Raw genomic sequence first — 22,335 nt, forward strand, 5'->3', positions numbered from 1 at the left:
ATTGTATAAAGCTTTTATTGGCCGAAAAGGTTAGCCGGCTTTATTCGGACCGGAAAAGCGAATATCTTGCAGATTGAACCCGAGCTCAATATCGCATTTAAGTGCAGCGACTTGCTTAGATAAGCGAGCGGATTCGATATGCTCATCCAGTTTTTTACGATACTTAGGTGCAAGTTCATCGCTGGCATAAGCGGCTTCAATATCTTTAAATTGGCTAAGTATCTCTTTCGCTGCTTTTGGGCCAATGCCCGGCACCCCCGGAACCTGACTGGAGCTGATGCCTGCTAATCCCCAATAATCGGCAAGCTGATTTGGTTTAACTCCGAATTCTTTTTCAATAAACGGCTCATCCAGCCAGCGGTGTTGGAAGTAATCACGGATTTGTAATGTCGGTGAGAGCAGCTGGCAGTACCCTTTATCGGTAGAGACGATGGTAACCTTTTCGCCATGACTGGCGACTTTGCTTGCCAACGTTGCTACTAAATCATCGGCTTCATCACCTTCAGACAGCAATGAATCAATCCCTTGCTCCCACCATGCCTGCTGAATGAGATCCAGACCTTGCATTAGAGGCTCTGGCATAGGTTTACGATTCTGCTTGTAGTCCGGAAGTACTTGCGCCCGCCAGCCTCGGTCTTGTTCATGGTGGTCAAACACCGCAATAATATGGGTAGGTGCTGATTCAGAAAGAATTCGAGTTAGGGTGCGTTGTGTGGTGGTGATGGTTCTTGCTATGTCACTAGGATCGGGTTGAGCTGAGTGCACTCGGCGGATCAGGTTTAGGGCATCAATAATAACAAGATGAATAGACATAATGACTTAGCAATAAAAAAGGGGCGTAATGCCCCCTAGTGTAACGAATGCTAGCGTGACTATCACCCGAAATTATTAATGAGCAATTCGGTAGCACGGCTCATATGCCGAACCGCCTGGTAGCTTCATTCGGTGCTGGTCTACGAAGTCTTGCAGTACTTTGTCTAGCTTCTTCATTAATACCGGGTCGCCGTGGATGGTAAAAGGTCCTCTGGCTTCGATTTCGCGAATACCCTCGGCCTTAACGTTACCAGCTACGATTCCGGAGAAAGCCTGACGCAAGTTTGCCGCCAATACCTGAGGTTCCTGGTCTAAACTCAGATTCAACTGCTCCATAGAGTCGTGGTTTGGCGTAAACGGTAGCTGGAACTGAGGCTCGATTTTTAATGACCAGTTAAAGCTGTAAGCATCGCCTTTTTCTTTACGGTAGGCACGGACCTCCTCCATCGAGCGTTTCATTATCCGGGCAACTTCTGCCGGATCATCAATCACGATTTGATAATGTTTTTGTCCCTCTTCTCCAAGCGTATCGCGAATAAATTCGTCGATGGAGCGGAAATATTCTTCACTCTCTTTTGGACCAGTCAGAATGATCGGTAAAGGCTGATCTGCGTTTTCCGGGTGCATCATAATGCCAAGAACATAAAGAAGTTCTTCTGCGGTCCCAGGGCCCCCAGGGAAGATTACGATGCCATGGGCTGTTCGGACAAAGGCTTCCAGACGTTTTTCTATGTCCGGCATGATCACTAACTCATTGACTATCGGATTTGGCGGCTCTGCAGCAATAATGGACGGCTCAGTAAGACCAACATAACGTTGCTCGGTATAGCGTTGTTTAGCATGGCCGATAGCTGCACCTTTCATCGGACCTTCCATTGCTCCGGGTCCACAGCCAGTGCAGACGTTGAGCTCTCGCAAGCCTAGTTCGTTACCGACTTCACGGGTGTATTGGTATTCGGTTGCATTGATTGAGTGACCACCCCAGCAGACCACGAGATTTGGGGTAATACCCGGTGTTAGCGAACCAGCATTACGTAAGATGCCAAACACCAGGTTAGTTATGTGAATAGGATTCGTCAGGTTAAGACGCTGGCTGTCTGCCAGATGCATGTTCACGTACACGATATCACGTAGCACGGCAAACAGGTGCTCTTGGATCCCCTTAATGATATTGCCATCGACAAAGGCATGCTCTGGCGGATCGGTCAGCTCCAGTTTGATACCACGTTCACGACGTACGACATCCACATCGAACGACTGGTATCGGTCTAACAGTTCTTTTGAATTATCTGTGTGGCTGCCTGAGTTCAGTACCGCTAACGTACAGTTACGGTAAAGCTGATAAAGATCGCTCGACGCGGTTTTTTTTTAAACGCTCAACTTCCAGTTGGGATAGCAATTCCATGCTACCTGCGGGGCTTATATGGGTAATCATAACGCCTCCTTGTTGTGATTATTTTTGAGGGAAAATACTACATCACCGTTTGGTTTGTATGCGTGGTTTGAGAGCGGTGATTGGTAGGCCGGATAGTAGAAGCATAGCAGACTAAAAAAGGATAAATGTGATAACTTGTTGAAAATTGGTGAATATAAGCAAAATAAAGAGATGTAACCTGTTCGTTTGGTCGTTTTTTAAACGAATTAGCTCCAGTTTAGCTTGTTGGTACCGAGCTTTTTAGTATCTCGCAGCATCTTTTCAAGGCGATCAATTACGTGTTCTGGTGTGTCGGACTCTCTAAACGAAGTAGATACCGTCGTTAAGGTGATCATGATACTTTGCTCTCGGAACTTAAACGGTAATTGTCCGATGTCTTGCTGAATATTTTTCATCAGCTCCAGGGTGTGTTCTTCCGATTGCTCCGGTATCAGTAATATAAACTCTTCGCCGCTGAATCTGGCCACAGTTTCCAGCTCTGATAGCCGTTTGCTGATGGTTCGTGCAATGATCTTAAGTGCCTTGTCTCCGGCCGTATAGCCATAGTTATTGTTGACTGTTTTGAAGTTATCAACATCAAACATAACGAGGCGCAGATTTTTCTGCGAGTGCACCCAACGGCGATACTCTAACTCCAGACGATCATTAAATGCCGCACGGTTATAAACCTTAGTTAATGGATCAAGTAGAAGACGCTGAGTCTGGTCGTTCAAACGTCGGCGCTGGTCTTGTGTGGTCTCAAATGTCGCTTCAAGTTGGCTTTTGTTGTATCTCAAACGCTCTTGCAGGGCCTGTTCCCGGGCTTCTGTCATCTGTAAGCGTTCGGTCAAAGACGCGATTTGGGCGAGGAGCGGCGACATCTCTTTTTTCAACTCAGATAGATCCTGAGCCTGATTTAGTGACAGTTGGCTCTGCGCAACTAAACTGCTCATTTCTGAATTGAGATCCTGACGATGTTCAATGTAAGTCTGATGCTGATCAGCAATTTGGTGAATCGTTTTTAAGTTACTTACCAGGGCTGTATTTAACTGGTTAAGAAACTGAGTGGAGGTGGCGCGCTCAAATTTGGTCGCCTCAATCAGCAATTTTAACGCCGTAAGTGTCAGTTCAATCAATAACTCGGCACCGACGCCCATAAGTAATTTTGCACGTATGTCGAGTAGCTTGTCTCCCCATTCGCCGTCAAAATCCATTTCAGTAATGGTGTCTTGCAGATCGCTGGCCAGGCACTCAAGTTGAGAGTTACCACTACTTGTATCTAAATCATTAAAACGTAAACGAGAATTTGAAGTGATGATTTTGAGAGCACGTTCATAAATGCTGAGTAACTTACTGGCTTGATCGGCTTTTGTCTCTGAATGAACTTCAGCGAAGCTCATTAGGTTTCTTAACTCTCGCTTGAGTTGGGCAGGTAAACCAGTAACACGCTGTAGTGTCTCGCCACTGCGTTTGATTTGTTCGTCAAGGTAACTGGTCTGCTTCACCATCACTTGAGATTGCAGTTTGAGTGCACGTTCCAGGATTGCTAAGCGGGGAATCAATGCGCTGATATCAGTTTGCTTATGTTGCAACTCTTGCTGAATTTCCAGCAAGTAACTGGACAGTTGGGGATCTGACCCTTGGCAAGCAACAGACAATGAGGCGATAACGCGCTTGAGCACTTGTTGTTCGCGTTTAAATTTTAACGAACTATCGCGATGCGTCAGTTTTAGCTGGTCAAGTTGACAGCTAAGCTGATGCAGCTGCTCTTGAATGTCGATTTCCAAGATTCCCATGAAATTACTGTGTTTAAATCCATGTACGATTGACAATATCCTGATAATAACAAAAATCGTTATAGCGTCATCACTTATTAACTCATAAGTGATGAAGAATTATCCATTTTTTAATATTTTCTTGATGTCATCCTCATTCTTGTAGGAAGAGTGAACTTTGATTAGACCTTGGTTGATGGCGTGACGACAGGCTTTTCTAATATCGCCGGTTGCAAAGCTTGCTGCCGGAGCATTATCAATTGCTTTCAGGAACACCCAATGGCTGTGTTTGTCTTTCAGGCTAATCTCACGAGCGATATGCGTAGCAAGCAGAAGCAGATCAAGTAACTCTGCATCATTTATCGCCGTGTAAGCCCGAGGCAGGAACGGATAATCGCTGATCCCCATCCGGATGGTTCGGTTGATATCATGCTGTGCGGCAAACTCATCGATCCAAGCCTGGAATTTATTGAACATCATTTCTGCTGACGAATCACGGTCAGCATTTGGTTCAATGTAGAGTAAGTTTGCGTCTGAGAAGTGATACAGACGTGCCGGCGCTTTGATTTTTTCTGCCAGAAACTCACCAAATGTACGTTCTAACTCAAGCCCGGCTTTGTAGCCGTTAAGTACATACATACTGCGCAGGAATGGCAGGTCAATCATAACAAACCGTAGTCTGTCATTGAGGGGCTCATGGATTAATTCGCCGAGCTGCCACTGTTCAAAAGTATCACTCGATTTTTGTAAAGATCGCGATAACTTCACATTGAGCATGCGCAGGTTATTAAGGCGGGATCGCGAGTGAGTAAAGAGATCATTTCGTAATTTGTTTATCTGATTAGCCTGGCGCTGGATGATCACTCCCCGGCGCATAATAAACAGAAACATCACTAAAACAGTAATAAACAGAGCAAATGAAATTTTCTGGAATTTGCGATGCTCTGTTTCTACTTGCGCCAAACGTTCGTTCAATCCCGCATAGTGAATAGTCTGTTCTGCGAACTCTTTTTGCTGACGGAAAGCATCTTCACTGATTTGGTTTAACTGAACCTGTTCGAGTTTTACCAGGCGGGCGTATTGCTTATTTGCCTGCAGTGAAAGCTGGTATTCGCCGGCTTGCTCATAACCAAGACCAAGATAACGGTATGACTGCTGTTTAATGAAATTGTCACTGTCCGGAGAAATTTCAATAAAATTAAGCGCTTGTCTCGCATTTTTTATCACGTTCTGGCTGTCGTTTTGATGATAAGCGAGACCAGAGTGAAGCAGCGCCGCTCTGGCTTTAAGTTCCGGAATGTCTGCATATTCCAGCAGTTCCGTAGCGCTGTCGAGGTACTGCTCTGCCAGAGCGTAGTTAAACAGCTGCAGATAGGTCGCGGCAAGACTCAGGCGAATCTTAATCATACGGCTGATGCTTTTACTCGTGCTCTCATGATCCAAAACATTGAAGTAGTGCACAAGGGCAAGGTTGTACTTCCCTTGGTAAAAGTAGATGTCGCCCATTTGTTCCAGTACATCGGCAAGGATCGGAGAGTTTGGATAGGAGTCGTAGAAATCCGCAGCTTGAGATAGGTACTCCATCGCTTTGTCGTATACACGGCGATCCTGGAACAGTCTTGCCAGTAAGCGGTTTACCTTCGCCAGTCTGGCGCTGCTGTCACTTTCAATTGACTGCCAGTAACCGTATAAAAGCTCAGAAAGGGCAAGGTTGTATCTTTTGTCATTAAGATAGAACTCACCAACGGTGGTGTAGTAGTCGATCAGTGCTATGTCGGAGCGGTTGGCTTCCAGCATTTCTTTTGCCTGAGCGTACAAACGTTCTGCACCGGCGCTGTCACCTCGGTAGGATTCTAATAATGCACGTTGCATCACCAGGCGATAACGGAGGTGATCAGCTCTTTGTATGACGGTGTCATCCTGGTTTAAGTCTTGCTCTATTTCATTGAGAACTTCTTCGGCCGCGATGTAGTTTTTGTTCCCTGTCCAGATCATCTGGTTGCGAATGAGCTGGATATCCAGGTTTAAGTACGGCAGTTGGTACTTTTGCGATAACAGCTGAGCTTCATTGAGGTTTTTGATTGCCGCGCTTACATCCCCCAGTGCATAGTTAGCCTGGGCGATGATTTTATAGGCTTCGATACTGCTGCTGGGGGTGCGGATGCTGCGATCGGTCTCTTCTCGAGACATGGCCGAAGGGCCATCGCTTTCGCTGCGTTCAATCAGTTCTCGTTGTAAGAGGTAGTTTGTGGCTGCTTGTCGTGCTTGTGAAGGATCGATTTCTGCCAGTTGTTGGGCTTCACTAAGTAAAGCAGAAGATAAAATAGTCGCGTGAAGAGGCTGTGCTAATAACAAGCAGATAAGGCCAATCAATCTGAATAGACGCGAGCTGTCCCAAAACATCCTTTCGTTCCCTCGAACTGGTTTAATTTTTATTGATACTCTCAAGTCACCTTGAGATGGCTAGGCATACTACCATGTTTAAGCAATAAAACGCTCAGCAATCCAATAGATTGCTGAACGTGTCGTTGTTTTATTGGCGAGCCATGCGATGATTGTGAGCTGGTTTGTCTTGCTCTGTGGAACGGTAAGGGTTGATGTCCAGACCACCACGGCGAGTGTAACGGGCAAACACCGTCAGTTTTTTCGGCTGGCAGTATTTCATTAGGTCAGTAAAAATTCGCTCGACACACTGTTCATGGAATTCATTGTGTTCGCGGAATGAAACCAGGTAACGCAATAGCTTCTCTCGATCGAGTTTCGCGCCCTGATAACGAATTTCTACGCTACCCCAGTCTGGCTGATTGGTGATCAGACAGTTTGATTTCAGTAAATGACTGTGTAGCGTCTCTTCCACTTGCTCAGCACCAGCTGCACCTTCGAGAAGGGTTGCGTCAAAGTCGTAGCTGGTGATCTCAATGTCCTGATCATCAATGCAGTCACCTTCCATTGTGACGATAGGCTGGTTGGTGTAATGCGACACAGGGTTTACTTCTACCACAACGTGTTCACCAGCGCATGCTGAAAGGTCTTGTGTTAAGCGTTCAGTCACTTCTTCCCAATTCTTAAAACGAGTTTGGTTGTAGCTGTTCAGATACAGTTTGAATGACTTTGACTCAATAAGATTGGCACTGGTCGCCGGGATGTATACTTCGGCCACGGCCACTTGTGGCAGACCTTTGCTGTTTAGCCATGACAGTTCATACAAAGTCCAGATGTCATGCCCCATAAACGGCAGGCTTTCGCCCAGCTCAAGGTCGTCACGGTTCAGGCTGCGAGGAACAGGTTGCAGTAAGCTCGAGTCATACTGGTTAGCATACTCGGTCTTTTTGCCCAGAGTCAGGCCAGCAAGCTCTTTAGCGTCAGAATATTTGCTCATACTTTGTGATCGTTTTCGATTAGAATAGCGTGAATTTTACTGAATCCGCAGATCAATTGCTATCCGGCATCATTGCGATCTGACAATTAAGGAATGAGGAGACCTTCATGACCCAAACCGTTACTCAGGCGTTACAAGATTTCAGCCTGCGCTACCAACAAGCTTGGCAAAATACGCACAACGAATTGCCACGCAGCGAAGAGCTAGCCGATCTTGTTTCTCCATGTGCGGAAGAGAAACGTGACGGAGCGGTGCTGTGGAAAGCTTTCCCTCGTGAAGAATTGGCGGATTTTACTAATGTTGAAAACGCGATTGAACTGACGTTGCACGATGATATTAAAGCCTTCTATGGTTTTCAGTATAGCGCCGATATGGACGCAACCTGGCAAGGTAATTCACTGAGTTTATTGCAAGTATGGAGTGATGATGACTTTGAGCGCCTGCAAGAAAACATTCTTGGCCACCTGGTAACCCAGCGCCGTCTCAAGCTGAAGCCAACCGTGTTTATTGCTGCGACCGATGCAGAGCTGGATGTGATTTCGATTTGTAACTTAACCGGTAACGTGATTCTTGAACGCCTGGGGACAGCTCAGCGTGACGTTCTGGCTGATAACGTCAGTGAGTTTTTGGCTAACTTAGAGCCTGTGGTGTAAGCATGTACGTTGTTGAGTTACAGTTTGAATGTTTTGATAACACCACCGTAAGTGCGGTCGATAAAGCTATTAACGGTCTGATGGATGCGCTTCGCTACAATGGTCAGGTACTTGGCCGTGAGTTTCCGGTTGTAATGGGCGACGGCGAGTTTTTTGTTCGTGTGGTCTGTCCGGAGCAAGACAGTCTGCATCCGCGTTACCATTCAGATTTTGTTAAAGTGTGTATGAATCGTTTGTCAGAAGCGTCACTGCTGGCACCGAAAATGCGCCTACTTGGACGTGATTTGAATTCAGAGCAGGCGGCAGAAGAGGAGACACCAAGTTGGCAGGTGCTGTATACCACTTATGTGCATACCTGTTCGCCGCTGCGCAGCGGAGAAACTCTGTTGCCAATCCCACTGTACCGCAATCAGCCAACGTTAAACGGCGACCATAAAGCGGTGATTAAGTGGCAAACCGAATGGCAGGCGTGTGATGAAATCCAGATGGCGGGCGGATGTCGTGCAGAGCATGCGGCGCTGCATGAGATTTGTGATGCTGACAGTGTGCTGTTCCGCCGCGGCTGGGATCTGCGTGGCCGGATTGAATACATCACTAAAATTCCGACTTACTACTACCAGTACCGTGTTGGAGGTCAGTCGCTTGAAAGCGAGAAAGCGCGTAAGTGTCCTAAGTGTGGCGGCGAGTGGTTACTCGACGAGCCTCTGCATGACATCTTCTATTTTAAATGCGATGACTGTCGGATTGTCTCGAACATCTCCTGGGATCATCTAAAATAACTTGTTAAATGTCGTTCTAGACAATAAATAGCAAAAGGGCTGATGTTTTCACATCAGCCCTTTTTGTTTCTGCATTCAGTTAACTAGTTGGATTACCAACCTTTAACTACACCGCCTTTGAATAGCTCTTTTGCTGCTTCGTAAACTTCTTCAGTCTGGTAAGCTTTTACGAAGTTTTGTACGTTCTCAGCGTTCACGTTCTCTTCACGCGCAACAACAAGGTTTACGTATGGAGACTCTTTGTCTTCAACGAATACACCGTCACGCTCTGGAGATAGATCGATAGAGCTTGCGTAAGTCGTGTTGATGATAGACAGCGCTACGTCATCTAGTGAACGTGGAAGCTGTGGTGCTTCTAATTCAATAATGTTGATATTTTTAGGGTTAGCAACGATGTCACGTACTGTTGCTAGCAGACCAACACCTTCACGCAGTTCAATCAGACCTTGCTGTTCCAGAAGAAGCAGAGAACGGCCCAGGTTAGTCGGATCGTTTGGTACTGCGATGCGAGCGCCATCTTGGATTTCGTCTACAGATTTCACTTGTTTTGAGTAGCCAGCAATTGGGTAAACGAACGTGTTGCCTGCAATAGCCAGTTTGTAGCCGCGGTCTTTGATTTGCTGATCAAGGTATGGCTTGTGCTGGAATGCGTTAGCATCGACAGAGCCGTCATCAAGTGCTGCGTTTGGCGTTACGTAATCCGTAAAAGTCACCAACTCAACATCCAGGTTGTATTTCTCTTTTGCAATTTTAGCAGCTACTTCAGCAACTTGAGCTTCAGCGCCAGCGATAACGCCAACTTTTACTTTGTTAAGGTCAACTTCTTTTTCGCCACAACCAGTCAGTGCTAAAGCGGAAGCGGCGGTAACAACAGTCAAAAGACTCTTAAGGCTAAATTTCATGTGTATCTCCTTATAATATGTAATTTTTATGCTTATCTGTGATCCACGCGGCGCACTACTGCATCGCCGATAGACTGAATAATCTGAACTAAAACAATGAGCATGACGACAGTGACAGCCATGATGGTGATATCGTAGCGGTGGAAGCCGTAGCGAATCGCAACGTCACCCAGACCGCCGCCACCAACTGTGCCAGCCATTGCTGAATAGCTGACTAATGTCACCAGCGTAATCGTCACTGAGTTAACAATAGTCGGCATTGCTTCTGGTAGCAGAACTTTTGTAATGATCTGTACAGGTGTCGCGCCCATCGATTGTGCGGCCTCGACCAAACCTGTTGGTACTTCAAGTAATGCGCCTTCGATAAGGCGAGCCACAAATGGAATCGCGCCTATAGTCAGCGGAACGATTGCCGCTGTTGTACCGATAAAAGTACCGACCAGCATTTTTGTTACCGGAATAATCGCAACCATCAGTACAAGGAAAGGTACTGAGCGACCAATGTTCACAATCGCCCCCAGAATGCTGTTGAGCTTGGTGTTCTCTAACAGACCACCTTTCTTCGTGATGTGCAGAATGACACCCAGAGGAATACCGATAGCAAAGCCAACAATGCCGGCAACGGCGACCATGTACACGGTTTCCCAGGTTGCACCCAGAAGCAGGTTGCTGTTAAGGCTTAGCCATTCTGAAACAGTATTAAAGGACATAACCAAGTACCTCTACTTTCACATTGTGCTCACGCAGATATTCAATCGCTGCGTTGTCATCTTCTTCATTACCAAACAGCTCTGCGACCATCATGCCGAACTTCACGCCGCCAGCGTAATCGAGATCTGAGCTCAGGATGCTGACATCAATATTGTACTTACGCGAAATCTGGGACATCAAAGGGGCATCAACCGTCGCGCCTGTGAACTCCATTCGAATTAATGGGTAGCTACCTTCAACACGGCTTGACTGAAGTCGAATCTGGTAATCTTCCGGGATTGAGAGATCCAAAGTCGAGCGAATGAATTCGTGCGCAAGCTCGGTTTTAGGGTGAGCGAAAATATCGCCTACAGTTCCTTTCTCAACCAGTTCACCACCACCGATAATCGCGACTTCGTGACAGATGCTCTTCACTACTTCCATTTCATGCGTAATCAGCAAAATAGTGATATTGAGTTCACGGTTGATCTTCTTTAGTAGCTCAAGGATAGATTGCGTTGTCGCAGGATCCAGTGCGCTGGTGGCTTCGTCACACAGCAGAACCTTTGGATCGGATGCTAGTGCGCGGGCAATGGCCACACGCTGCTTTTGACCGCCACTCAGATTGGCTGGGTAGCTTTCGTGCTTATCTTCCAGACCAACGAGTTGAAGGAGTTCCGTTACTTTATTGCTGATGTGCGCTTTATCTTTGCCGGCTAATTCAAGTGGCAGGGCAACATTATCGAAAACAGTGCGCGATGAAAGCAGGTTAAAGTGCTGGAAAATCATGCCGATGTTACGGCGCGTTTCAACCAGTTGATTTTTACTCAGCTTGGTTAGGTCTACACCATCAACGATGATTGAGCCTGAGGTCGGTGCCTCTAGCATGTTCACACAACGGATCAGAGTACTTTTACCTGCACCTGAAGAGCCGATTACCCCAAAGATAGTGCCTTTGGTGATATGTAGGTTAATGTCTTTCAGGGCAGGAATTTCTTTACTGCCTTGGTAGAACACTTTATTGACGTTTTTTATTTCTATCATGTTTCAACCTGCATAGAGATATGGGGTACTTCGTTGTCAAAAACGGCTTTTGACAGAACTTAATGTTGAGCTCTATCTCAATTTTCAGTTGATGCTATGGCTTAAGAAGGTTGAAGTCAATAGATATTTTTACGTCTAGACGTCTAAACGTTTCTGGGAGCGGATATACCAATACAAACGTTAATGACGGGTTTTAGGTTACACGTGCTTCAGCCCCCGATTTTAAACGTTTCATGGCTGATAAACGTGTACTTGGGGAGGAATGTCAAGCTAAATAGATAGTGTTGAAGCTTATAAGGTATGTAATAATCTGCTTAAACCCGAGTTAACAGAGATATACGTTTTGGCAAACCAGCTGTTTTTATCGATCGTGATGGCGTGATTAACGTTGATCACGGTTACGTTCATGATGAACATGATTTTGATTATATTGACGGTGTGTTTGAAGCGACGAAAGCGCTGAAAGATCAGGGGTACTTATTGGTACTTGTGACTAACCAGGCCGGTATCGCACGTGGTAAATACACTGAAGAGCGTTTTTTGTCTCTGACTCAGTGGATGGACTGGAACTTCGTCGACCACGGTGTTGAGTTTGATGGTTTCTATTACTGTCCACATCACCCTGAGCATGGTATTGGTGAATACAAACAAGATTGCGATTGCCGTAAGCCAAAACCGGGTATGTTCATTTCTGCTCGTGACTTCCTGAAAATTGACATGGAAAATTCCGTGATGATTGGCGATAAAGCGGAAGACATGATGGCAGCAGAAGCGGCTGGCGTAGGAACAAAGATTCTGGTTCGTACTGGCAAGCCAGTTACAGAGCAGGGTGAAGCGCTTGCTACTGTGGTGTTGGACAGCATTGCTGATGTGCCAGCCTATTTAAAGAAATAACATCGCACAAATATTCTAAAGGGAAGCACTTGCTTCCCTTTTTTGTATTCAATTTTAGCTAATGAAGCTATGACCCATATCTGACTGAGTAACGATGAGGCTTGTGATTCATCGCGAGTACCAAGTTCAGTGCGAACGCGCCTAACGCAGACAGGGCAATGATCCAAGGAGAAACGAAGAACATCGACGCCAATACAATAACGACATCGATCGCCATCTGACTCTTGCCGACGGAAATTCCGAATTTATCCTGGATGAACAAGCACAGTACATTAAAGCCACCCAGGCTAGAGCGGTGACGGAACAAGATAAGCATACCTAACCCCATCAACAGCCCACCTGAAACCGCACAATAGATTTCATTTACTGATTCTAATGAGATCAGTAAATAAAGGTGATCGGCGATAATTGAAACCAAAGCACCAGAAATAACACTATTGATTGCAAAATGACGACCGAAGCGTTTCCAGGCTAGCAGATAAAAAGGACAGTTAATCAAAAAGTACAGCACACCAAAGGTAAAAGGTGTAAATTGGCTGATAAGCAATGCCAATCCAGTTGTACCTCCCGTGAGGAGTTGAGCGGATTGGAGAAAGAAAACGCCCTGAGCAACCAAAAAGGTTCCCGTGAGAATTGCTATCCAGTCTTCTTTTAGTGAGTGTTTTTCCATCAAGGTTGCAGTCATCGGTGAGAATTAAGGCGGGCATCATAGTAAAAAGATGATCTTTTCGGTAGCTAGAGGCTTAAAATTACGGTAAACCTATGTAATTGTTGTTTTACAGGGTGTAAAGCACAAATTTGACAGTAATAAGTAGCGTTTGATTGGTTGTAACATCGATATGATATTTATTAATTGTCATCATGAAGAAACTGCATGAGAAAAACTTTAATTTTCTCTTTATGAGCTAGATCAAATTATGTAGAATGCGCGCCATTAGGGTGACGAAAACGTTTGCGCTCGGTCAAAAACAGTTTTTTTGCTAATTTCAGTACTAATCTGAGTCAGGAGATACAGATGCTTAAGCGTGATATGAACATCGCAGATTACGATGCGGAACTGTTCGCAGCTATCCAGGAAGAAACTCTTCGCCAGGAAGAGCACATTGAACTTATCGCTTCTGAAAACTACACAAGCCCACGTGTAATGGAAGCTCAAGGTTCTCAGCTAACGAACAAATACGCTGAAGGCTACCCAGGCAAGCGTTACTACGGCGGTTGTGAATACGTAGATAAAGCGGAACAACTAGCTATCGATCGTGCATGCAAGCTATTCGGTTGTGAGTACGCGAACGTACAGCCTCACTCAGGTTCTCAGGCAAACAGTGCAGTTTACATGGCGCTGCTAAACCCTGGTGACACAGTTCTGGGCATGAGCCTGGCTCACGGTGGTCACCTGACTCACGGTTCTCCGGTAAACTTCTCTGGTAAGCACTACAACGTTATCCCTTACGGTATTGATGAAGCGGGTCAGATCAACTACGACGAGATGGAAGCACTTGCGCTTGAGCACAAGCCTAAGATGATCATCGGTGGTTTCTCTGCTTACTCTCAAATCGTTGACTGGAAACGCATGCGTGAAATCGCAGACAAAGTAGGCGCTTACTTGTTTGTTGATATGGCACACGTAGCGGGCCTTATCGCTGCGGGCGTTTACCCAACACCGGTACCACACGCTCACGTAGTAACGACAACGACGCACAAAACACTGGCAGGTCCACGTGGTGGTCTGATCCTGTCTAACGCTGGCGAAGACATGTACAAAAAGCTGAACTCAGCAGTTTTCCCTGGCGGTCAAGGTGGTCCTCTGATGCACGTTATCGCTGGTAAAGCAGTAGCGTTCAAAGAAGCAATGGAACCTGAATTTAAAGAATACCAGGCTCGCGTAGTTCAAAATGCGAAAGCAATGGTTGGTCAGTTCCAGGAGCGCGGTTACAAAATCGTTTCTAACGGCACAGAAAACCACCTGTTCCTAGTTGATCTGATCGACAAGAACATCACTGGTAAAGAAGCTGACGCAGCACTAGGTGCAGCGAACATCACAGTAAACAAAAACTCAGTGCCAAATGACCCACGCAGCCCATTCGTAACGTCTGGTATCCGTGTTGGTACTCCAGCGATCACTCGTCGTGGTTTCACTGAAGAGAACGCTAAAGAGCTGGCGAATTGGATGTGTGACGTGCTTGATAACATCGACAACCAAGAAGTTATCGAAGCGACAAAACAGAAAGTTCTAGATATCTGTAAGCGTCTGCCTGTTTACGCATAATTGTTCTGCCTGATTCGCTCTATTTCTGCGTCAAAGGTGCTCATTTACAGTTGTAAACTGCGCGCCTTTTCCTTGAACTAGAAACGAATCAGTTTGAAAATACCAAAGGTCCTCAATTGAGGGCCTTTTTATTTTTCTGGCGTTTGGATTGAGTTTGTTATTCCGACGAGCCTAGGCGAGATCAGGAATCTTGTTACGGCACACTCTTTTACTCAAAGTCTCACCCAAAGTCATCAGTACTCTGAAAACAGATTCTGAATCACGCTCGTTCCTCGCTGTTCAGAATGACGGTGGTAGAATGGCTTTTTATCATCATTTATCAGATACAAAAAAGGTTGGCGAAGTGCCAACCTTTCAGTAATTGAGAACCAATTGGTTATTTGATCTCGATACCCTGTGCCTGCATGTCGGCGTGGTATGAAGAGCGGACAAATGGGCCACACGCTGCGTGTGTAAAGCCAAGCTCCAGAGCGATCTCTTTCAGCTCGTCAAACTCTGATGGCGGAACGTAACGTTCTACTGGCAGGTGGTGACGGCTTGGTGCCAGGTACTGACCAAGTGTCAGCATAGTCACGCCATGTTCGCGAAGATCTTTCAGAACTTCAACGATCTCTTCCTTTGTCTCGCCAAGACCCATCATCAGGCCTGATTTAGTCGGTACGTCTGGGTGCTGCTCTTTGAATTTCTTCAGTAGTTGCAGAGACCACTTGTAGTTCGCACCCGGACGAGCTTTACGGTAAAGACGCGGCGCAGTTTCCAGGTTGTGGTTGAACACATCTGGCGGGTTATCTTTCATCAGATCCAATGCAACGTCCATACGACCACGGAAGTCAGGAACCAGAGTTTCAATCTTGATGTCAGGGTTCAGCGCACGGATCTCGCGGTTACAGTCAGCGAAGTGCTGTGCACCGCCATCACGTAGATCATCACGGTCTACTGAGGTGATTACCACATACTTCAGCTTCATATCTGCGATAGTTTTCGCTAGTTTTTGCGGCTCTTCTGCTTCAGGAGGCAGAGGACGGCCATGAGCAACATCACAGAAAGGACAACGACGGGTACAGATTGCGCCCAGGATCATAAAGGTAGCAGTACCGTGGTTAAAACATTCCGCTAGGTTAGGGCAAGAGGCTTCTTCACATACAGAGTGAAGCTTGTTCTTACGCATTGCTGCTTTGATATCTTGAATTCGCTGGCTGTCGGCTGGTAGCTTGATCTTCATCCAATCAGGCTTACGCAGGACTTCTTTCTGCTCTGTAGGCATGTTCTTTACAGGAATCAATGCCATTTTGTCGGCGTCACGATATTTAACGCCTTTTTCCATCTGGATTGGTTTGCTCATGCTTTATTACCTTGAGAAGGTGCTTCTGTGCTGAATTCTACTTGCTCGTAGCCGAGCAAAGTAACGAGTTCTTGTATTAGTTGTTTTTCTACGGTTTCTACTTCGTCAGGTCCGTTAAACTGGCTAACCTGAACCATTTCCATACCTTCATAGCCGCAAGGGTTGATACGCAGAAATGGTGTTAAATCCATATTTACGTTCAGGGCGAGACCATGAAAGGAGCATCCTTTACGAATGCGCAGACCGAGAGAGCATATTTTCTTGCCATCGACATAAACGCCCGGAGCGTCTGGTTGAGCTGCAGAGTCAATATTGTATGCTTTTAGCGTGTTGATCACGAGGTTCTCGATGTTAGTAACGAGATCTCGTACTCCTAATTTTTTTCGACGCAAGTTGATCAGGAAGTAAGCTACCAGCTGGCCCGGGCCATGATAAGTTACCTGACCACCACGATCACTTTGCACGACAGGAATATCACCAGTGTTGATAAGGTGCTCGGCTTTACCTGCCTGACCTTGAGTAAATACCGGGTTATGCTCTACTAACCAAACTTCATCAAGAGTATCTTCTGTACGCTGATCCGTGAACTCATGCATTGCCTTCCATACGGGCTCATAGTCCTGGCGGCCGAGTCGTCTGACAACAAGTTGGTGTTGCATCGCAGTTCCTGTCGCTATTATATAAAGTGTTTGGATTATAAACTGGATAATCCTTCTACTCTACCGTTGAGTAACAGTTTTTTAACTCAGTAGAATAGGGTGGTTTATTATCTTGTTGATAAATAAAAAGAAAGCAGCCGAAGCTGCTCTCAAAAAAAATTTAAATTATCAAATAATTACAGAACCATACGGACGATTTCGATTTCGCCTAGTTCTTTGTAAAGGACTTCAACCTGTTCAATTGACGTCGCAGTAATATTGATAGACACCGAGTGATAGTTGCCCTTCGCACTTGGTTTTACTGTTGGGCTGTAGTCACCTGGTGCATGGCGCTGAATAACTTCAAGAACAAGTTCTGGAAGCTCAGGCTTTGCATGACCCATTACCTTGTAAGTAAAAGAACAAGGGAACTCAAGCAGGTCTTTCAATTTAGCATCAGAGTTGATGTTTAGCATATCGGTAACTCCAGTTGATATTCATTGCGGTGCGAAATAGTACAGTCAAATTAAAGCGAACTCAAGGCGTGGATTATGGACCTAAAAAGCCGCCATAGTTGGCGGCTTTAAGAATCAGTTTGTTAATCTATAGAGAGTCTTAAAAGAAGCTCTTAACTAACAACACGATGTAGTCCCACATACGGCTGAACAGGCTGCCTTGTTCTACTGTTTCTAGCGCCATTAGCGGATACTCAGCAATATCTTCACCGTCGATCTGATAGTATAGCTTACCGACTACATCACCTTTATTAATTGGGGCTTGCAGCTCTTTTTCAAGTACGAAGCTGGCTTTTAGGTTCTTCGCTTCCCCACGAGGCAGTGTTACGTAAGTATCTTTATCCAGACCCAGCGCAACCGAGTCCTGGTTGCCCATCCAGATTTTTTCCTCAACGAATGTTTCGCCCGCTTTGTGCGGAGCAACGGTTTCGAAGAAGCGGAAGCCGTAGCTCAGTAGCTTTTTACTTTCTGATTTACGTGCGTTTGCATCTTTGGTACCCATTACCACAGCAACCAGACGCATTTGGCCTTCTGTTGCCGAACTTACAAGGCTGTAACCTGCGTTACTTGTATGGCCTGTTTTGATGCCGTCAACGTTCATGCTCTTATCCCATAGCAAGCCGTTACGGTTGTATTGAGTAATGCCGTTGTAAGTGTACTTTTTCTCAGCGTATACACGGTACTCATCTGGTACATCGCGAATCAGTGCTTTACCCAGCAGAGCCATGTCATATGGAGTTGAGTACAGATCAGAGTTATCTAAACCATGAACGTTAGCAAAGTGTGAGTTAGTCATACCCAGGGTATCTGCCCATGCATTCATCAGGTCGACAAACGCATCTTCCGAGCCAGCAATATGCTCTGCCATTGCGACACAGGCATCGTTACCAGACTGGATGATGATGCCGCGATTCAGGTCTTTTACTTTGACTGTCGTCCCCACTTCAATAAACATTTTTGAAGAGTCTGGGAAGTTTTTCGCCCAAGCGTTCTTGCTGATGGTTACATCATCTTCTTCTGTAATGTTACCACGTGCCAGCTCTTGTCCAATGACGTAGCTGGTCATCATTTTGGTCAGACTAGCAGGAGACAATTTTGTGTTCATCTCTTTCTCTGCCAGTACCTTACCTGAATGGTAATCCATCAGGACGTAGCCTTTTGCAGCAATTTGTGGCGCATCGGGTACCACGATAGGTGAAGCTAGAGCAGGTTGAGCGAGGGTTGCTGAAAGCGCAACCGATGAGACGAGAATAGATTTCACAAACTTATTTTTATTCATGGTAATTCAAATTTTTGGGTTTAACTGCGGACATCTTATCAGAATCCCAGATGATATTCAGAGGGGATTCATTCAGAAATCCATGAACCTACGTCATTTGGCAGTGTTGTGTTTTTTAATAAATGCAGACGGGTAGCCGAGCAACTTTACTTTATCCAGTGTGGCTTGCGTCAGGGCATAGTCAGTAAATGGACCTAACAGCAAACGGTACGATTCTTTCGTATTTTCAAGGAAAGTTTTCGTATCCAGCTTTTGACCAAGTTCTGCTCCTAAAGTTCGGGTGTTATTCTCATTTTTTGAAGAAGCGACCTGAATAACGTATTTAGGATGAACGTCTAGTGACTGTACATCGGTTGGTTTATCAACACTGATGACTTCAATTTGGACGTTCGCTGTACCTGTTTTTACCACATCCAATTTATGTGCTGCGGCGTAGCTAAGATCAATTATACGGCCTTCGTGGAACGGACCACGGTCGTTTACGCGTACCACCGTCGTTTTACCATTGTCGGTATTGGTGACTTTCACATAGCTAGGAAGAGGTAGTGTCTTGTGAGCCGCCGTCATCGAGTACATGTCGTAGATTTCACCATTTGAGGTCAAATGCCCCTGAAACTTTTTACCGTACCAGGAGGCGAGACCTTGCTGCGTAAAGCCATTAGCGTTACGTACAATCTGGTAGTCTTTACCTCGCAGGTGATAATCCCTGTTTCCACCTAAGCTGTATGGCTCATATCTTGGGTGGGCATCTTCTATGTGATCGACTGAAAGTGGTGTATCCGGTGCGACATCGGATACGAGTTCATAGCGGCCATCCTGTTTTTTCTGACTGGTTGATGAACAGCCAGCCAAGATAATCGCAGAAAAAACTAAGGAATATAAAGCGCGTTTTTGCATGTCTAGGTCGCCTTCGAGAATGCTTTTCTGTGCGTATGAATCGACATCAAAATACCAAAACCTGCCATCAGGGTTACCATCGAGGTCCCCCCGTAACTGATTAGAGGTAGTGGCACGCCAACTACGGGTAAGATACCACTAACCATGCCGATATTAACGAAAATATACACAAAAAAGCTAAGTACAATACTGCCCGCCATCATTCGTCCGAATGCTGTCTGTGCCTGACTGGCTAGGAACAGGCCTCGGCCGATGATAAAGAGGTAGATAGCTAATAAGCAAAGAAAGCCAATCATACCCCATTCTTCAGCAATGACTGCAAAGATAAAGTCAGTGTGTCGCTCGGGAAGAAATTCCAGTTGTGACTGTGTTCCGTGCAGCCAGCCTTTACCGGAAATACCGCCGGAGCCTATGGCAATTTTACTCTGGATAATGTGGTAGCCAGCGCCTAAAGGGTCGGACTCCGGGTTGAATAGCGTTCTTACCCGGACTTTCTGATATTCCCGCATCAGGAAGAACCACAAAATTGGAATAAATCCGCCCAGAGCGATGGCTGCTCCGCCAATGATTTTCCAGCTAATACCAGCCAGAAAGATAACGAAGATACCTGAGGCGGCAATCAGGATCGAGGTGCCCAGATCCGGTTGCTTCGCGATCAATATGGTAGGTACGAATACCATAACTAAGGCTACTGCCAGAGTCTTGAAGGTTGGCGGAAGTGGTTGGCGACCGATATAGCGAGCCACCATAAGCGGTACGGCAAGTTTGAGCAATTCGGAAGGCTGAAACCGGACAAATCCGAGGTTCAGCCAGCGCTGTGCACCTTTAGATGCCTCACCAAAAAATAGTACGCCGAAGAGTAAGATTACCCCCCCGATAAACATCATCGGAGCTAAGTTCTCATAAGTACGTGGTGACAGCTGTGCCAGTGCCAGCATTACGACAAGCGATAGCACCATTCTCATCGCCTGGCGATCCATCATTGCCATACTTTGACCGCTGGCGCTGTACATGATCACTAAGGCAAAGGCCATCAAAGCCAATATGCCGAGCAGCAGAGGCAGGTCAATATGAAGTCGTTCAAACAGCGCCCGATTTTTACCTGTAGAGGGATCCATTTTCATTATTCTGTTGCCTTACTGTTCTTGTTAGCCAACTCGTCATCTGGCTTAATCTCTTCCGGACCAAGCACTACGCGGTCGAAGATTTTTCTTGCTACTGGTGCGCCGTTGCTTGAGCCGCCGCCCGCGTTTTCTAGTACCACGGTTACGACAACTTTTGGCTCATCAAACGGTGCAAATCCCGTAAATAACGCATGGTCACGCAGGTGCTCAGCGATTTCATCGGCATTGTACTCTTCGTTCTCTGCCAGGCCGAAAACCTGTGCGGTACCAGATTTACCCGCTGTCTGATAACTCATACCGTTGAATGAGCGGCGAGCGGTACCTTTTACCCCGTGGTTTACCCTGCGCATTCCTTCTTTTGCCATTTCCCAGTATTTTATCGGCACATCTTTAATCGGCGGATAGGTCACATATTCTTCTGTGCGTTGCTCATCGAATTCTCCACCATTGTCGATAGAGGCTTTGAGCAAGTGAGGAGCAGTCACGTTTCCGTCGTTAACAAGTACAGATGTTGCTTTAGCAATTTGCATCGGTGTAGCGGTCCAATAACCCTGACCAATACCTACGGGGATAGTGTCACCTTTATACCAAGGAGTTCTATGGCGAGACATTTTCCACTCCCGCGTCGGCATATTCGCCTGACTCTCTTCGTAAATATCAATGCCGGTGTAATCACCAAAACCGAACATCATCATCCAGCTAGACAGTCGGTCAATCCCCATATCATAAGCAATTTGGTAGAAGAAAGTATCAACTGACTCTTCAATGGATTTGATGATATCCACGCGTCCATGTCCCCAACGTAGCCAGTCACGAAATGGGCGAGTATCCGAGTTTGGAATTCGCCAATAACCCGGATCGTTGCGCGTTGTTTTAGGCGTAATAACACCTTCTTGCAATGCTGCAACCGCAATAAACGGCTTGATGGTCGAAGCTGGTGGATAAATACCTAGTGTGGTTCGGTTAACCAACGGGCGGTTCTTATCGTTAAGTAAGGCACGGTAAGCATTACCAGATATACCATGTACGAAGGCGTTCGGGTCGTAACTCGGGCTTGAGACCATGGCTAATATACCGTTATCTCTTGGATCGAGAACGACGGCGCTACCACGGCGATCATCGAGCAATTGGTGTACGTAAAGTTGCAGGTTGATGTCGAGGTTCAGGACAATGTCTTTACCCGGCGTCGGTGGCACATACTTCAGGGTACGAATCACTCGCCCGCGGCTGTTGACTTCAACCTCTTGGTAACCAGCAGTACCGTGCAATAGATCTTCGTAATATTTTTCTATACCAAGCTTACCGATGTCACGAGTGGCCTGATAGTTTGCGTCTTTTTCTTCACGGATCAGACGCTGCATGTCTCTGTCGTTGATACGCGAAACGTAGCCAATAACGTGGGTAAGGACTTCACTGAAAGGGTAGTAGCGTTTTAGTGTTGCGCTGATCTCTACGCCGGGAAAACGATATTGCTGCACAGAGAAAACGGCAACTTGTTTTTCATCCAGCTGGGTGAGTAAAGGAACTGATTTAAAGCGGCGTGTGCGTTTACGTTCACGATGAAAGCGTTCTATTTGATCTGGCGTGATTTCCAGAATCGTTTGCAGCTTCTCGATCGTAGAATCGATGTCTTTTACTTTTTCTGGAATGATTTCCAGGTTAAAAACAGGACGGTTTGCCGCCAGTAAGACGCCGTTGCGGTCATATATGAGCCCTCGGTTAGGCGCTATAGGTACCACTTTGATACGGTTGTCATTAGAGCGAGTCTGGTAATCTTGGAACTGGTTTACCTGAATATTGTACATATTGGCAACCAGCACCCCCATCAAAATGACGATAGCAGCAAAAGCAACAATAGCGCGGCTGGCAAACAGGCGCGCTTCGGCTTGGTGATCTCGAATTTGAGTGCGGCGTCTACGAATCATTAACGC

19 protein-coding genes and 1 pseudogene are annotated in these 22,335 nt (G+C 46.2%); 4 read left to right on the plus strand and 16 right to left on the minus strand.

Features of this window, described 5'->3' with window-relative positions; genetic code table 11:
• Positions 1 to 30: 30 nt before the first annotated feature.
• The 5 genes and pseudogenes from xni to queF all read right to left on the minus strand — a co-directional run bounded on the left by xni (position 31) and on the right by queF (position 7,381).
• Complete coding sequence (xni, locus tag KHN79_RS03370) at positions 31 to 813, minus strand: flap endonuclease Xni (protein WP_182010443.1); 783 nt, start codon at positions 811 to 813, stop codon at positions 31 to 33.
• A 75-nt stretch (positions 814 to 888) separates the two neighbouring features.
• Positions 889 to 2,248, minus strand: a pseudogene (ppnN, locus tag KHN79_RS03375) (nucleotide 5'-monophosphate nucleosidase PpnN).
• 206 nt (positions 2,249 to 2,454) lie between these two features.
• Positions 2,455 to 4,023 (minus strand): GGDEF domain-containing protein, encoded by a 1,569-nt coding sequence (locus tag KHN79_RS03380; RefSeq protein ID WP_182010444.1) that lies wholly within the window; start codon positions 4,021 to 4,023, stop codon positions 2,455 to 2,457.
• A 99-nt stretch (positions 4,024 to 4,122) separates the two neighbouring features.
• Positions 4,123 to 6,405 (minus strand): tetratricopeptide repeat protein, encoded by a 2,283-nt coding sequence (locus tag KHN79_RS03385; RefSeq protein WP_182010445.1) that lies wholly within the window; start codon positions 6,403 to 6,405, stop codon positions 4,123 to 4,125.
• A 130-nt stretch (positions 6,406 to 6,535) separates the two neighbouring features.
• On the minus strand, positions 6,536 to 7,381 hold the full coding sequence (queF, locus tag KHN79_RS03390) for an NADPH-dependent 7-cyano-7-deazaguanine reductase QueF (RefSeq protein WP_182010446.1): 846 nt from the start codon (positions 7,379 to 7,381) through the stop codon (positions 6,536 to 6,538).
• Positions 7,382 to 7,488: 107 nt separating this feature from the next.
• On the opposite strand from queF, the gene syd reads away from it, so the two are divergent.
• Together syd and KHN79_RS03400 are read left to right on the plus strand one after the other, a co-directional pair.
• On the plus strand, positions 7,489 to 8,034 hold the full coding sequence (gene syd, locus KHN79_RS03395; protein WP_182010447.1) for a SecY-interacting protein: 546 nt from the start codon (positions 7,489 to 7,491) through the stop codon (positions 8,032 to 8,034).
• Positions 8,035 to 8,036: 2 nt separating this feature from the next.
• Positions 8,037 to 8,813: a Zn-ribbon-containing protein gene (locus tag KHN79_RS03400; RefSeq protein ID WP_182010448.1), complete on the plus strand. Its 777-nt coding sequence runs from the start codon at positions 8,037 to 8,039 to the stop codon at positions 8,811 to 8,813.
• Positions 8,814 to 8,905: 92 nt separating this feature from the next.
• Here KHN79_RS03400 and KHN79_RS03405 read toward each other — a convergent pair whose 3' ends face one another.
• The 3 genes from KHN79_RS03405 to metN are packed head-to-tail and all read right to left on the minus strand — an operon-like array spanning position 8,906 to position 11,449.
• On the minus strand, positions 8,906 to 9,715 hold the full coding sequence (locus tag KHN79_RS03405; RefSeq protein WP_182010449.1) for a MetQ/NlpA family lipoprotein: 810 nt from the start codon (positions 9,713 to 9,715) through the stop codon (positions 8,906 to 8,908).
• A 32-nt stretch (positions 9,716 to 9,747) separates the two neighbouring features.
• Positions 9,748 to 10,425 carry a methionine ABC transporter permease gene (locus tag KHN79_RS03410; RefSeq protein ID WP_182010450.1) on the minus strand — a complete coding sequence of 226 codons (678 nt, stop codon included), beginning with the start codon at positions 10,423 to 10,425 and terminating at the stop codon, positions 9,748 to 9,750.
• A complete protein-coding gene (gene metN, locus KHN79_RS03415) occupies positions 10,415 to 11,449 on the minus strand; it encodes a methionine ABC transporter ATP-binding protein MetN (protein ID WP_182010451.1) in 1,035 nt (344 codons plus the stop codon). The genes KHN79_RS03410 and metN overlap by 11 nt, the downstream gene beginning before the upstream one ends.
• 336 nt (positions 11,450 to 11,785) lie before the next feature.
• On the opposite strand from metN, the gene gmhB reads away from it, so the two are divergent.
• A complete protein-coding gene (gene gmhB, locus KHN79_RS03420; protein ID WP_182010475.1) occupies positions 11,786 to 12,343 on the plus strand; it encodes a D-glycero-beta-D-manno-heptose 1,7-bisphosphate 7-phosphatase in 558 nt (185 codons plus the stop codon).
• Between the two features lie 67 nt (positions 12,344 to 12,410).
• On the opposite strand, the gene KHN79_RS03425 is transcribed toward gmhB, so the two are convergent.
• Positions 12,411 to 13,013 carry a YitT family protein gene (locus tag KHN79_RS03425; protein WP_182010452.1) on the minus strand — a complete coding sequence of 201 codons (603 nt, stop codon included), beginning with the start codon at positions 13,011 to 13,013 and terminating at the stop codon, positions 12,411 to 12,413.
• Between the two features lie 345 nt (positions 13,014 to 13,358).
• Between KHN79_RS03425 and glyA the strand changes: the two genes are divergently transcribed.
• Complete coding sequence (gene glyA / locus KHN79_RS03430) at positions 13,359 to 14,609, plus strand: serine hydroxymethyltransferase (RefSeq protein ID WP_182010453.1); 1,251 nt, start codon at positions 13,359 to 13,361, stop codon at positions 14,607 to 14,609.
• A gap of 376 nt (positions 14,610 to 14,985) precedes the next feature.
• Here glyA and lipA read toward each other — a convergent pair whose 3' ends face one another.
• The 7 genes from lipA to mrdA form a co-directional block, all read right to left on the minus strand.
• Positions 14,986 to 15,951 carry a lipoyl synthase gene (gene lipA, locus KHN79_RS03435; RefSeq protein ID WP_182010454.1) on the minus strand — a complete coding sequence of 322 codons (966 nt, stop codon included), beginning with the start codon at positions 15,949 to 15,951 and terminating at the stop codon, positions 14,986 to 14,988.
• Positions 15,948 to 16,610 (minus strand): lipoyl(octanoyl) transferase LipB, encoded by a 663-nt coding sequence (lipB, locus tag KHN79_RS03440; RefSeq protein ID WP_182010455.1) that lies wholly within the window; start codon positions 16,608 to 16,610, stop codon positions 15,948 to 15,950. Before lipB ends, lipA begins: the two co-directional genes overlap by 4 nt.
• Before the next feature lie 176 nt (positions 16,611 to 16,786).
• Positions 16,787 to 17,065, minus strand: a complete 279-nt coding sequence (ybeD, locus tag KHN79_RS03445) for a DUF493 family protein YbeD (RefSeq protein ID WP_182010456.1) — start codon at positions 17,063 to 17,065, stop codon at positions 16,787 to 16,789.
• A 139-nt stretch (positions 17,066 to 17,204) separates the two neighbouring features.
• The gene (locus KHN79_RS03450; protein WP_182010457.1) at positions 17,205 to 18,383 is read right to left on the minus strand and encodes a serine hydrolase; all 1,179 of its coding nucleotides are present in this window, start codon (positions 18,381 to 18,383) and stop codon (positions 17,205 to 17,207) included.
• Between the two features lie 93 nt (positions 18,384 to 18,476).
• On the minus strand, positions 18,477 to 19,280 hold the full coding sequence (locus KHN79_RS03455) for a septal ring lytic transglycosylase RlpA family protein (RefSeq protein ID WP_182010458.1): 804 nt from the start codon (positions 19,278 to 19,280) through the stop codon (positions 18,477 to 18,479).
• A 2-nt stretch (positions 19,281 to 19,282) separates the two neighbouring features.
• Entirely contained in the window at positions 19,283 to 20,404 is a 1,122-nt protein-coding gene (gene rodA / locus KHN79_RS03460; RefSeq protein ID WP_182010459.1) for a rod shape-determining protein RodA, read from the minus strand.
• The gene (gene mrdA / locus KHN79_RS03465) at positions 20,404 to 22,329 is read right to left on the minus strand and encodes a penicillin-binding protein 2 (RefSeq protein WP_182010460.1); all 1,926 of its coding nucleotides are present in this window, start codon (positions 22,327 to 22,329) and stop codon (positions 20,404 to 20,406) included. Before mrdA ends, rodA begins: the two co-directional genes overlap by 1 nt.
• Between the last annotated feature and the right edge of the window lie 6 nt (positions 22,330 to 22,335).

The sequence above is a fragment of the Vibrio sp. B1FLJ16 genome (assembly GCF_905175385.1).
Classification (GTDB): Bacteria; Pseudomonadota; Gammaproteobacteria; order Enterobacterales; family Vibrionaceae; genus Vibrio.

Bases quoted from the DNA above. Each gene is read 5' to 3' on its own strand.
- KHN79_RS03410 (WP_182010450.1), bottom strand. From the start codon at position 10,425: ATGTCCTTTAATACTGTTTCAGAATGGCTAAGCCTTAACAGCAACCTG.
- glyA (WP_182010453.1), top strand. From the start codon at position 13,359: ATGCTTAAGCGTGATATGAACATCGCAGATTACGATGCGGAACTGTTC.
- KHN79_RS03455 (WP_182010458.1), bottom strand. From the start codon at position 19,280: ATGCAAAAACGCGCTTTATATTCCTTAGTTTTTTCTGCGATTATCTTG.
- KHN79_RS03450 (WP_182010457.1), bottom strand. From the start codon at position 18,383: ATGAATAAAAATAAGTTTGTGAAATCTATTCTCGTCTCATCGGTTGCG.
- ybeD (WP_182010456.1), bottom strand. From the start codon at position 17,065: ATGCTAAACATCAACTCTGATGCTAAATTGAAAGACCTGCTTGAGTTC.
- lipB (WP_182010455.1), bottom strand. From the start codon at position 16,610: ATGCAACACCAACTTGTTGTCAGACGACTCGGCCGCCAGGACTATGAG.
- metN (WP_182010451.1), bottom strand. From the start codon at position 11,449: ATGATAGAAATAAAAAACGTCAATAAAGTGTTCTACCAAGGCAGTAAA.
- KHN79_RS03385 (WP_182010445.1), bottom strand. From the start codon at position 6,405: ATGTTTTGGGACAGCTCGCGTCTATTCAGATTGATTGGCCTTATCTGC.
- KHN79_RS03380 (WP_182010444.1), bottom strand. From the start codon at position 4,023: ATGGGAATCTTGGAAATCGACATTCAAGAGCAGCTGCATCAGCTTAGC.
- KHN79_RS03405 (WP_182010449.1), bottom strand. From the start codon at position 9,715: ATGAAATTTAGCCTTAAGAGTCTTTTGACTGTTGTTACCGCCGCTTCC.
- xni (WP_182010443.1), bottom strand. From the start codon at position 813: ATGTCTATTCATCTTGTTATTATTGATGCCCTAAACCTGATCCGCCGA.
- syd (WP_182010447.1), top strand. From the start codon at position 7,489: ATGACCCAAACCGTTACTCAGGCGTTACAAGATTTCAGCCTGCGCTAC.
- rodA (WP_182010459.1), bottom strand. From the start codon at position 20,404: ATGAAAATGGATCCCTCTACAGGTAAAAATCGGGCGCTGTTTGAACGA.
- KHN79_RS03400 (WP_182010448.1), top strand. From the start codon at position 8,037: ATGTACGTTGTTGAGTTACAGTTTGAATGTTTTGATAACACCACCGTA.
- KHN79_RS03425 (WP_182010452.1), bottom strand. From the start codon at position 13,013: ATGGAAAAACACTCACTAAAAGAAGACTGGATAGCAATTCTCACGGGA.
- mrdA (WP_182010460.1), bottom strand. From the start codon at position 22,329: ATGATTCGTAGACGCCGCACTCAAATTCGAGATCACCAAGCCGAAGCG.
- queF (WP_182010446.1), bottom strand. From the start codon at position 7,381: ATGAGCAAATATTCTGACGCTAAAGAGCTTGCTGGCCTGACTCTGGGC.
- lipA (WP_182010454.1), bottom strand. From the start codon at position 15,951: ATGAGCAAACCAATCCAGATGGAAAAAGGCGTTAAATATCGTGACGCC.